Annotated in this window: 7 protein-coding genes; 4 read left to right on the top strand and 3 right to left on the bottom strand. The window is 58.3% G+C overall.

From position 1 onward, the window contains the following. Window positions 1-19 precede the first annotated feature (19 nt). Together G538_RS0105615 and G538_RS15260 are read left to right on the top strand one after the other, a co-directional pair. Complete coding sequence (locus G538_RS0105615) at window positions 20-3226, top strand: ATP-dependent DNA helicase (protein WP_051196615.1); 3207 nt, start codon at window positions 20-22, stop codon at window positions 3224-3226. Then, window positions 3223-6486: an ATP-dependent DNA helicase gene (locus tag G538_RS15260; protein ID WP_035833439.1), complete on the top strand. Its 3264-nt coding sequence runs from the start codon at window positions 3223-3225 to the stop codon at window positions 6484-6486. The genes G538_RS0105615 and G538_RS15260 overlap by 4 nt, the downstream gene beginning before the upstream one ends. Window positions 6487-6512: 26 nt before the next feature. Here the strand turns inward: G538_RS15260 and G538_RS15265 are convergent, their stop codons facing one another. Both G538_RS15265 and G538_RS0105630 read right to left on the bottom strand, forming a co-directional pair. Next, on the bottom strand, window positions 6513-7826 hold the full coding sequence (locus tag G538_RS15265) for a phosphotransferase (protein ID WP_084618125.1): 1314 nt from the start codon (window positions 7824-7826) through the stop codon (window positions 6513-6515). A 57-nt stretch (window positions 7827-7883) separates the two neighbouring features. Continuing rightward, complete coding sequence (locus tag G538_RS0105630) at window positions 7884-8132, bottom strand: mycoredoxin (RefSeq protein WP_035833603.1); 249 nt, start codon at window positions 8130-8132, stop codon at window positions 7884-7886. Between the two features lie 171 nt (window positions 8133-8303). Between G538_RS0105630 and G538_RS15270 the strand changes: the two genes are divergently transcribed. Continuing rightward, on the top strand, window positions 8304-10313 hold the full coding sequence (locus G538_RS15270) for an ATP-dependent helicase (RefSeq protein WP_035833606.1): 2010 nt from the start codon (window positions 8304-8306) through the stop codon (window positions 10311-10313). A gap of 476 nt (window positions 10314-10789) precedes the next feature. Next, window positions 10790-11143, top strand: coding sequence for a WhiB family transcriptional regulator (locus tag G538_RS0105640; RefSeq protein ID WP_084618199.1), 354 nt, complete (start codon window positions 10790-10792; stop codon window positions 11141-11143). Between the two features lie 141 nt (window positions 11144-11284). Here G538_RS0105640 and G538_RS18140 read toward each other — a convergent pair whose 3' ends face one another. Further along, on the bottom strand, window positions 11285-12253 hold the full coding sequence (locus G538_RS18140; RefSeq protein WP_029068559.1) for a hypothetical protein: 969 nt from the start codon (window positions 12251-12253) through the stop codon (window positions 11285-11287). Window positions 12254-12295: the final 42 nt, after the last annotated feature.

A 12295-nucleotide genomic window follows, 5' to 3' on the forward strand; every position in this document is an offset into this window, starting at 1 on the left:
AGACATAGGCTCCTGCATCGTGGACAAGGTGTGGGATGGTTCCATAGATGTCACAGGCGCATGGTTCCATGAAGGCGTGCACATTGACCTCGACCCCACCCAGTATGAGGCGCAACAAGCTTTCTTGGACAACAACACCCCCATTGTGGTCATTGGCGCCCCCGGGACAGGTAAAACCCGACTCATCACCGCCTGCGCTTTAGCTGCGCTACGCCAAGGCGTAGCGCCAGAGAAAGTTTTGGTCCTCACTGCAAGCCGTGAATCAGCGGGGCGGCTGCGCAATGTCATCACGCAGCAAGCGAACACTGCTATCCGAGGCACCATAGCGCGCACGGCACCAGCATTAGCGTTCTCTATCCTGAGTTCCTACGCCGCAGCGCAGCGCCGCCCTGCGCCACGGCTCATCACCGGACCAGAACAAGACACCATTTTGGCCACGATTCTTGGGGGACACGCCGATGGGCTTGTTCCTGCGGCAGGCTGGCCAGCAAGCATCCCAGAAGACGCAGTGACCTTACGAGGCTTCCGGGACGAGCTTCGTGACCTTTTCATGCGTGTCAGCGAGCACGGCCTGACCGCTAGTGAACTGCGTGAACTGGGAAAACGCAACCAACGTCAAGAGTGGGTCGCAGCCGCAACCATTCTGGAGGAATACCAATGGGTTACCCGGCTATCGGCCGCAACACCAGATATCGGTGAACGGTATGACCCGGCAGGCATCGTCGCTGCCGGTGCTCACACGTTAGCAACGTGGGACGGACCCAACCGGCCGACTTTCGATGCCGTTCTCGTTGACGACTACCACGAAGCAACTGCCGCAACCGTGGCGTTGGTCAGTCAGCTCCACGCCGATGGCGCTAAAATCCTGCTGGCCGGAGACCCCGACCTCACCGGACAGGGCTTCCGTGGGGCTTCCCCGCGCTACCTAGCCCATGCCACAACAACAGACAACAGCCCGGGCAGCTTTGGCGCCACACGAATCATCCTGCCAACCGTGTGGCGGGGCAACACCGAATTGCGCACAGCAGTGACAAGAGTGACGCAAAGTATCGCCAGTGCTGGGGTGGTAGCGCACCGGACAGCACAAACAGCCGATGCGCCCCAACCACTGTCAGCATCACAAGACAAACCATCCGTGCGTGGGTGCGTCATACCCTCCCGCCATGTGGAAGAAGCATTCATTGCCCGCACACTGCGTGCATGGCACCTCTACGACCACAAACCGTGGGCTGATATGGCAATCATTGCTCGCTCAGCCGGAGAGCTGCACCGACTACGCCGCGCCTTGGATGCTGCCTCAATTCCCGTAGCAGTCCTTGGTACAGACGTTGCGCTACGCGACGAACCAGCAGTACGCGCCTTGCTTGACGTGATCTATACAGCTGCCGGCGAGGAACTAACCATCGACCGTGCACTGTCCCTCATCACCAGCGTGTACACCGGTGCTGACAGCATCCAACTACGGCGACTGCGCAGAGCTCTCCGCGCTGACGAGCTTACCGAAGGCGGCGAAAGAACCTCAGATGAGCTGATCCTTGAGGTCCTCAACAACGCGCACACTATGGCACCACAGACCGCTCCTACTCGCCTCGGGAACCTGCGCCACAATCGCGAACTCGCCCCGCTAGGCATAATCTCCACCATGATTGCTGCGGCACGCCAAGCAATGGACATCGAGCACTCCGATGCCCAAACCGTGCTGTGGGCAACCTGGGACGCTGCAGCCGTCGCAGACACATGGCGAGCCATTGCACTGTCGGACTCTCCCGCAGCACCGCGGGCACACCAAGACCTCGATGCAGTCATGGCACTCTTTAGAGCGGCAGAAACCCACGTAGACCGCATGCCTGACGCGCGCATCGTACCGTTTGCGACCTTCATTGACTCCCAAGACCTCCCCGCAGACTCACTGGCAATCCGGCAAAACCCACGCGATGTCGTCTCACTGGTCACCCCACAAGGCGCAGCTGGCAGAGAATGGGACAACGTCATCGTCACTGCGCTGCAAGACGGCACGTGGCCTAACCTCACGCTACGAGACACCCTGCTTGGTTCCCTCCACCTTGTGGACGTGCTCAATGGGCGTGACGGCACAACCGACCTGTCCACCGCCCGGCGGGACGTACTGTACGACGAACTCCGCTCCTTCACTGCAGCGATTTCTCGGGCGAAAAGCACCCTCGTGCTCACCGCCGTTCATGATGACACCATCATGCCCTCACCCTTTTTGCACCTCGTGGACCCTGAGCCTGACACACCAGACCTCACGCAGGCAGGTGCCCCACTAGACACCCGTGGGTTAGTGACAATGATCCGCAGCGAACTATACGACGCTTTGAGCAGCGATAACACTGAGAAAGCGCATCAAGCTGCGCACCTCCTAGCGCGCCTCAACACCCGAAAAGCCGGCGCCGCGAATCCGGCCACCTGGTATCAAGCGCACGCTATATCCACCGAAGAAGACCTCTTCGTTTCCCACGACCTCGTACCCGTATCACCATCACGAGTAGACGCTGCTGCAACCTGCTCACTGCGCTGGGCACTAGAAACCTCCGGTGGGCAACCAGCCTCTGGTCTCAGCCAAAACATCGGGAACATCATTCACGACATCGCAGCACACGCACCGTGGGGAACCCACCAGGAATACCGTGAAATGCTCAACGAACGATGGTCCCAACTACGCCTCTCCGACGGGTGGCCAGCCCGCCGGCTACGCGCCCACGCAGAGCACATGCTCGAAAAACTCGCTGCCTACACTCAAAAAACCCGCCACGACGTCACGAAAATCCTTGTCGAACACCCCTTTGATCTCACCATTGCAGGCGCACGACTACGGGGCTCCATCGACCGGGTTGAGATCCTCCACGACGGCCGTGCCCGCATCGTTGACCTCAAAACAGGAACGTCAGTACCTAGCCAACAAGACACCGAAGCTAACCCCCAACTCGGCATCTACCAACTAGCAGTTCTCAACGGCGCGGTCCCAGAAGTCACCACAACCTCAGGTGCACACCTGCTCTACATCGCGAACAACACCAAAACCCCATCACTACGTAACCAAGCACCCGTCGACAACCCCGACGACAACTGGGCAACCGAACTCATCGCCGACACCGTCACCACTCTTCGCTCCCACGAATTCACCGCACAACGCAACACCATGTGTGACCACTGTCCCGTCCGATTCACCTGCCCACTGCGCCCCGAGGGAAGGCACCTGACATGACACAACCCCCAACACCAACCCTCAGCGCACACGACATATCCCAGCTCCTCAACCAACCACCACCCACCCCAGAGCAAGCGGCAATCATCGAAAGTCCACTGGAATCGCTCCTGGTCATAGCTGGCGCAGGCTCCGGGAAAACCGAAACAATGTCTGCCCGAGTCGTATGGCTCATAGCAAACGGGCTCGTTGAACCCCAAAAAATCCTCGGCCTCACCTTCACCCGGAAAGCCGCAGGAGAACTTGCCGAACGTATCCGCACCCGGCTCACTCAACTCGCCCACGCCACTGGCCGGGAAAACACCCACGCACTCGACGTCCTCGACCGCCCAACTATTTCGACATACAACTCATACGCGGCAAGCATCGTCACCGAACACGGTCTGCGCATCGGACGAGAACCTGGCGCACGGCTCCTCAGCGAAGCCAGTTCATGGGCCATGGCCTCAGCAATTGTCGAGAGATGGCACAGTGATTTAGACACCGAAAACGCTGTCACCACCATCACTGAGGCAGTACTACAACTCGCCGGTGAAACAGCCGAGCACCTGCTGACTATTGACGAAGCGCGCGCAGCCCTCGACCACCTCATCGAACCCCTCCAAGACCTACCGGTCCGCGGGCGCGCCATGAAATCGGACGTCCTCAAACTCGGGCGGACACTGGCACTCCGACGCCAAATCCTGGACCTCGTTGAGGAATACCACACCACCAAGCGCCGCACAGACTCCATGGACTTCTCCGACCAAGTCGCCCTCGCCGCCCAACTCGCCATGACCCACCCCATTGTTGGCGCAGGAGAGCGAGAACGATTTTCCGTCGTCCTCCTCGACGAATACCAAGACACGTCCTACGCCCAAATTCAGCTCCTCAAAGCACTCTTTGGCCGCGAACACCCCGTGACCGCTGTAGGCGACCCCAACCAATCGATCTACGGGTGGCGAGGAGCAAGCGCCTCAGGGCTCGCCCGGTTCCCCACAGACTTCCCCACAACCGGAGGGCGGCGCGCAGCAATCGCCAACCTGACAACATCGTGGCGCAATGATGTAGCAATACTTGATGCCGCGAACGTCACCGCAGCACCCTTAGCGCACGACTCAGTCATCGACATTTCGCCCCTACAACCCCGCCCCGGCGCAGGGCACGGGACAGTCACCGTTGGATACTCACTGACCGCCCATGACGAAGCAGACGCTATTGCGCAGTACCTTAAAGAACACTTCGTCCCAGGCGCCACCACCGCAGCGGTCCTCTGCCGAGCACGAAAACAATTCGCCCTCCTCGAGGAACGACTACGTGCGGCAGGCCTACCAGTTGAAGTTGTCGGACTCGGAGGACTACTCAACACCCCCGAAATCGTCGATATCGTGTCACTACTAGAAGTCGTCCACGACCCATCCCGCGGCGACTCCCTCATGCGGTTACTGACCGGGCCACGCTTCCACCTCGGTGCAATGGACCTCTACACGTTAGGTGTATATGCCCGCCACCTCGCGAGAAACGCAGGAAGGAACAACGCACACGGCGCAACCGAAGCCGCTGAAGAACGTTCCATCATCGACGCCCTAGCCCAACTGCCCGCTGCGAGTTGGACAGCGTCAAGCGGAGAAAGTTTCAGTGCCGCCGGCCACGCCCGCCTCGTGTCTCTGTCACAACTCATTGACCAGCTACGGCGCCAGACATACCTTCCACTTCCCGACCTCGTGGATACGGTGGAGCGGGCACTAGGCTTGGACGTCGAAGTTGCCCTGAAAGCGCGCCAACAGCGCTCGCAGCATGGGGCTATTGACCCGATCGATCCCTGGGGGCGCGCACACCTTGATGCCTTTCGATCAGTGGTCTCAGACTTTGCCGCTCACGCTGTGCACCCCACGTTGGGTGCAGTGTTGGCGTGGTTACACGATGCGCGAGTACGTGAACGCGGACTTGATCGTCCAACGGGACATAGCAACCCGCACGCCGTGCAGCTCATTACAGTGCACGCCTCTAAAGGGCTCGAATGGGACATCGTTGCTGTCCCAGGGTTGAGCGATGGCGTCTTTCCTTCAACAGCAGCGACGAAAGAAAGCGGCCCGAGAGATTCGGGATGGATCAGTTCGCTGGGCACTTTACCCTTTTCGATGCGTGGAGATGCACGCGACTTACCGGAACTTGATATCAGCGCAGCCGACGACGACGCAGATTTGCTCGCACTTATTGACGATTTTAAGAGTCGTTGCGGGGAATACCAGGTTGCTGAAGAACGACGCCTCGCCTATGTTGCTTTCACTCGGGCACGGGCTGCACTGTTTGTTTCGGGGGCCTGGTGGCGGTCGGGAAAAAACCCACAACCCCCTTCCCCTTTCCTGACAGAATTGTTGAACCACACAGGCGTGGCTCACGCCGATGTGGTGACAGACCCGGGGACAGAGAATCCCGCACCCCAAGAATCAGAAACAGCTCTCTGGCCGTTGCAAGCAGTGGATGACATTGTTGCGCGCAGTGCAGAACTTGTCGCCCACCATTCGCAGGTTCTCGCAGCGCACAGCGCTGATTCTGAGGAACGGGATAGTAAGCCGCTTATTTCTGCTGAAGGTATTGACCTCACAAGCCTTGCGGAACTGTTAGAAGCAGAGCAGCAACAACGAACGGGGGATAGCCCAACGTTCCCCGATCATTTGTCGGTGTCAGCTCTTGTTGAACTCTCAGCAGATGCCTCTGCCTATCTCATGCAGTATCGCCGCCCGGTCCCGCGACGACCATCAATCCAGTCCCGGCGAGGAACCACGTTTCATTTATGGGTTGAGCAGTTTTACGGGACAACTGCGCTGTTCGATATGGAGGACCTCAGCGAGTTTGATGCTGAGGCTAGTGAAGAAGATCTCTCCTTGGATGCACTACAAGCAACGTTTGAAGCGTCCATGTGGGCTACCCGCACCCCGCGCGAGTTGGAAGCAAACATCGATGTGGTGCTAGCAGGGACCGTGGTGAGAGCGCGCATTGACGCTGTTTTTGATGACCCGGCAACAGGCGGTGTGGTCGTTGTTGACTGGAAAACAGGTAGGGCACCTCAGGATGCAACCCAGCGCCGACATCGTGAAGTGCAACTTGCTGTGTACCGCCTTGCCTGGGCGACGTGGTCAGGTATGCCGCTGGAGAAAGTCTCAGCCGCGTTTTACTACGTAGCTGAAGATCTCACTGTGACCCCTGAGGTGCTGATGAGTAAAGAAGACATCGAAGGCCTTATTCGTTCGGCAGCTGGTGGGCCAATATCTGGGTGACCCTCCCTGAAGCGCTCCTGGGCTGCTTAGGTGTTCGTCTCAGGTGAGCGGTCGGGGCGAGGTGCCTTCACCTGGGAGAATGCCACGGTTGGAGTGTCAGCGTAGGGCTGTGGGGGGCGCCGGTGAGTGTAGTCCGGAATCACCAGGTCTGTGAGTGTAGCCCAGGCGTCGTCTGTCGGGGCGGTGTCTGATGTTGGGGCTTCAGCAGATGAGGCTGGTGTGAAGAACAGCGGTATGCCACCGGTTTCGGCGATGGGTGCTCGCCGTGGGTCTTGAGGTGCATCAACCGTTGGTGTTGCGCCTGTCGGGATAGCATTGTGGCCCGTAGCGGGCGATACCCCTGGGGTGATGGGGCCAGTGTCGCCAATGATGCGTTGTTTGCCGCGTTGAGGCACGGTAGAAGCTCCTTGGGTGACAGTGAATCGTTCATCGCCATCGAGAGCTACTTCAAGGTCGTAGAGCATTTCTTTTGCGTCAGCAATGACATCGTTGGCTCCGGTGCGAACACCGTGCAGCAGCCATTGTGCGAGGGCGAATTCGCTGGAGAAAGCCGCTCGGTCCATAAGGTGACGGTCTGCGCTCTCTGCGACGCGTAGGTTGTAAGCCTCGATGATCGATTCGAGGCAATCTGCAGGGGCCGCGGCGGTGAGCCAGGCGAGATCGTCGGCGGGGTCTCCACCTGTTACTGCGTCCCAATCAACGAGGCCTGAGACTTGCCCGTGCGCCATGATGACGCTGTCTTGCGATAGCTGAGTGTGCGTCACTACTGGTCTGAAGTGCCATAGGGCAACATTTTCTAGGGCTGATTCCCACCGGCGGAGAAGGGTGGGGGAGACCATGCCAGTTGCGGCGGCTTCGTCAAGTTCTGCTAGCCGACGTTCTCTGTGTTCTTGAGCGGTGTAGACCGGTAGGTTGCAGTCTTCGATGATGTTGAGCGGGAGTGAGTGTACCGCCGCTATTGCTCGCCCGAGTGACGCTGCAGCCCCTGGTCCAGGGCGCATGCGCTCAAGGACGAGGGGGTTGCCGCTGACACGTGGGTAGACAACAGCGCGTCCACCGTCAATGAGCGGCGCAGACCCTGCGATGCGTGGCACAACAAATGGCAGTTCACCGGAGTCAACGCTTGCGGCGATGCGGCTGAGGAAAGCTACTTCAGCTTCGAGTTTCGCCCCTGCTGCGGAATCTTGGGGGATGCGCACCACCCATTGTCGGGTCTCGGAGTCAACGGCAACAGCAGCGAGATACCCATCTGCTGCGCGGATGGGGAAGGCGTGCCAGACGTCAAGGCCTGGTACGGCCACTGTTGCAAGGGCCGCGAGAGAAAGGGGTGAAGAGCGCACACACCTAGGGTAATGGCAATGGTGATTCCTGCACGGTAGCGCCGGGCGGGCAGTGCGTTATTGGGTGGGATCTTCTTGTGTTGCCGAGGCTAGTTGTGCTTTGACGTCCTGTAGTGATGGGTTAGTCAGGGCGCTTCCGTCGGGGAAAACGAGGGTTGGTACCACACGGTTGCCGCCGTTGACAGCTTCAACGTATTCGGCGGTTCCGGGGACCTCTTCAACGTTTATTTCTTCGTAGCCGATGCCAGCAGAGTCAAGTTGTGTTTTCAACCGGCGGCAGTAACCACACCATGTTGTTGAATACATGATGACGTTGCCGGGTTGAGGGATGTGCGGTGCTGATGTCACGGTGTCTCCTTGTAGGACTGGCGTGTCGCAGATGGGCGGGTGCGGGGATCCGCGGACTGTGGCATGCACAACGTCGTGTTGCTTGTGCATATTCCCAGTGTGTCACTTGCACCTGACACAATGGGGTCGATGTCCAGTGATCCTCAAGAAATTCTCGATGCCCTCGACCCGGACCAGCGCGAGGTCGCCATGGCCTTAACTGGGCCGGTGTGTGTGCTGGCTGGCGCTGGGACGGGGAAAACTCGCGCCATCACTCACCGCATAGCGTACGGGGTACGCACTGGCATGTATGTGCCTACTTCTGTGCTCGCTGTGACATTTACTGCGCGCGCGGCGGGGGAGATGCGTGTCCGGTTGCGGGACCTTGGGGTTCAGGGGGTGCAGGCCCGGACGTTCCACGCTGCAGCGTTGAAGCAGCTGGGCTATTTTTGGCCGAAGGTTGTGGGAGGGCCGCCTCCGCAGATTGTCGAGTACAAAGCTCGAATTGTTGCTCAGGCAGCTACTCGTTTGGGGCTAGAGGCGGACCGTGTGACCGTGCGAGACCTTGCCTCGGAGGTGGAGTGGAGCAAGGTATCAATGGTCAGCGCGGCTGATTATGAAAAGGCTGCGACAGCTATTGGACGCCCAGCCCCAGCGGGTTTTGACCACAAAACAATCGCACGGCTGCTTGATAGTTATGAGGAAGTCAAAGAGCTTGGTGGGGTCATTGACTTTGAAGATGTTCTTCTCTTGTTGGGAGGTATTCTTCAGGACCGCACCGATGTTGCCCGTCAGGTGCGCGACCAGTATCGCCGGTTTGTGGTGGATGAGTATCAGGACGTGTCACCGTTACAGCAGTTTGTCCTTGACCAGTGGCTGGGTGATCGACGTGAGTTATGTGTTGTTGGTGATCCAAGCCAGACGATTTACTCGTTCACCGGGGCAACCCCGCATCATCTTTTGAGTTTTGGGCAGCGGTACCGGGATGCCACAACGATTCGGCTGATCCGCGATTATCGGTCCACTCCGCAGATCGTCACGATGGCGAATCGGTTGTTGACCACCGCATCGGACAAACACCGTTTCCCTGTGCTTGATTTGCAGTCTCAGCGTGAGTCTGGTGCGGAAGTGTCTTGTGTGGTTTTCGCTGACGATGCGCGTGAAGCTGCCGGAATATCTGAACGGATCGCACGGGTCATTGCTCAGGGCGTAGCACCGCGCGATATCGCAGTGCTATATCGCACCAACTCTCAGTCTCAGGCGTTTGAGGAGGCTTTGGCCGCTGTTGGTGTGAGTTTCCAGGTGCGCGGTGGGGAACGGTTCTTCTCGCGTAAAGATGTGAGATCAGCACTTCTTATGTTGAAAGGTGCTGCTCGCTCAGCACCTGATGATGTCTCACCAGCACAGGCAATTGAGGATGTTTTGCGCACAGCAGGGTGGTCCTCTACTGCGCCGCAGGCCCGTGGTGCAGCACGTGAACGTTGGGAAGCGTTGAATGCTGTGTGGGAGTTGACGCAAAGCTTGGGTGAGCAAGGCTTGGGATTGACGGAAATAGTTGGTGAACTTGATGAGCGTGCTCGCCATCAACATGCACCAACTGTTGACTCAGTGACGTTAGCGTCACTGCACGCCGCGAAGGGCTTGGAGTGGTCGCATGTGTACTTGGCCGGGTTGAGCGAAGGGCTTATGCCAATTTCCTTGGCTCAGACGCCAGAGGCGGTCGCTGAAGAACGGCGGTTGCTGTATGTCGGGATCACCCGAGCTCAACATCAGTTGACGTTGTCGTATTCGCAGTCGCGTTCTGGAACTGGGCGAACCGCACGGCAAGTGAGTCGTTTTCTCGCCCCATTGTGGACAGGCCCACGCGATACTTCTCAGAAGCCTCAGCGGGGTGTGAGTGATCAGCGCGTCCCGCGTCCTCGTCGTGGAGAGATGCATGGAGAACTATTTGTGGAGTTACGGTCGTGGCGGAGCCAGTGGGCTGCGCAACACGATGTCGAAGACCACATGGTTGTCCCGACTACGGTGTTGCGCGCTTTAGCCACTCAACGCCCCGCAACGTGGGAGGCTTTTGTATCGACTCGTGGGGTCGGGCAAGAGCGTGCTGTGGCGTGGGGGGAGGAGGCTTTCGACATCATCCGAAAGTATGGACCTTCGTGATGGTGAAAAAAGTTCGTAAAAAAAGTTGCCTTGCTCACGAGCGGGCACATAATGTTGATTCTGTCAGTGAAAACGCGGCGTAGCGCGAAAGCGTGAGCCCTCAGCGATGGGAGGTGGAACGAAGTGAAAAACATGAATCTAGCGGCTATTGGATTGCCGCTCAACGATCAACGCTTCCGTTCCGGCTTCGATATGACCCATCGCTGGGAGCGTCCACAGGGTTTAACTTCTGTGGCTCCGCGGACTGACATCGGCTTACACAGGTAGCGACAGGGATTGTCGTTTCACTGAGCTAAACCTGCTTTCGAGCAGATGTCATCACCGCGGAGGCCCACAGGGATCCGCGGTTTCGTGTTTTGTGCACACTTTCTTGGTTGTCAGGTCAAGGCAACCAGACTGGCGCGTATCCCTCAACATTCAGATCATTTGGGATATAACTGGAGGAAATTGTGCGATTAGCGGCGATGCTCGATGTCATGGAGACTGGAGCAACTGCCATCGTTTCACTTGGTCAGCACACTACTGCGCGTGTATCTACGCCGGGAGCTGCACCACTGACACACGATGAGAAAGGGGTCTTCAACGACCTCGTCCAAGCTCTCGTTCCTTGCCGTAACGACGACCCAGAACTGTGGTTCGCTGAGCAAGCAGGCGCCATTGAGCAGGCCAAAGCACTGTGCCAGCAGTGTCCTTTGGTTGCAGCTTGCCTACAAGGAGCGCTCGACCGTGAAGAACCATGGGGAGTATGGGGCGGCGAAGTTTTTGTCGACGGGGCCATTGTCGCCCGCAAGCGTGGCCGCGGGCGGCCACGTAAATCAGAGGCTGCGTGACATGAGCCTCACATCACCTGTACGCGCTAACCAGAACACGGCGCCGGCCGTTATCGCCGGCGCCGTGTCGCTTTTTCTCGGCACTTTCAGGGGCAAGTCCCTGCCTGTGTTACCCACATGATGAACGGCAGGCGCACAGTGTCACAGCGGGGTATCTCCTTGGCACCAACAACTTTCTTGCGCTGACCATGGCACCTCAACTACCCGCCGCGATGCGTTGAAAACATGCACCACATGGTGTGTCGTCGCTGGCTGCAAACCATCAAGGTAGCTCACAACGTCGTGAGCGGTTATGGCACAAGCAATCCGCGATGTCGTCACAGACAACGCCGCGTCAGTGGCATCGTCATGCAAGCCGGCGTCGTGTGTAATGTTCCCACCTAAAGACTGGACGCAGCAGTCTAAACACCCGGTGACACCCGGAATGATGAGCGGCCCGATAGTGACTCCACGATCAGTTTCCCGCACAGGTATATGCGTTAGACCTTGAGCCCACAACACTGCTGCAGACAACATGTCGATGTCTTGTCCGGCCTGGACAAGCGTGATGTCAGCAGGCGTATTCTCTCCACGAATCGTTGCGCGATGTTCCTGCCGGAGAAATTGAGCTGCACCGGCAGCACGGCTGAGCTGAGGCGGGAAAATCTTTGAGAGCGATTCTGCGTTGAGCGGCGGGCGAGGATCATCAATAATGAATTGCTCAACCCCCAACGTCCTGCATTCAGCGAGGATAGCCACCGTGAGGGGAGTGACTCCCCGGACTGCGATGACAGCGCGTTGCCGCTTGCGCTTGAGGGCAGGGTCGGGGTTACCACGATGAGCCAAGATGTCAGGGGGCGCAGGCGCTGAGTCACTGGCCAATGAACCGGGTGTGGTTAGGTGATGTGACACTGAACCTAGTGTGAGGACCCCAGCATCATGAAGGGAAGCAATGATACTCCTGGCTTCATCTGGAGGTTCAATTCTCTGGTCGCCGGTAGCAAGATTCTGTAACCACTGCTCTGTGGAATGATCAAGGCCATCAAAGGACAAAGCAGCGCCATTTTCTGTATAGAAGTGTGCTGTGCCATGAGTGGGGAAAGTCAGGGTCGCTTCGGGTGCAAGATGCATGTTCTAAGCCTGTCAGGCAGGCCGCGTAAGTCTGGAGTTATC

Origin of the sequence: Jonesia quinghaiensis DSM 15701, assembly GCF_000423205.1 — a bacterium.
GTDB classification, from domain to species: Bacteria; Actinomycetota; Actinomycetes; order Actinomycetales; family Cellulomonadaceae; genus Jonesia; species Jonesia quinghaiensis.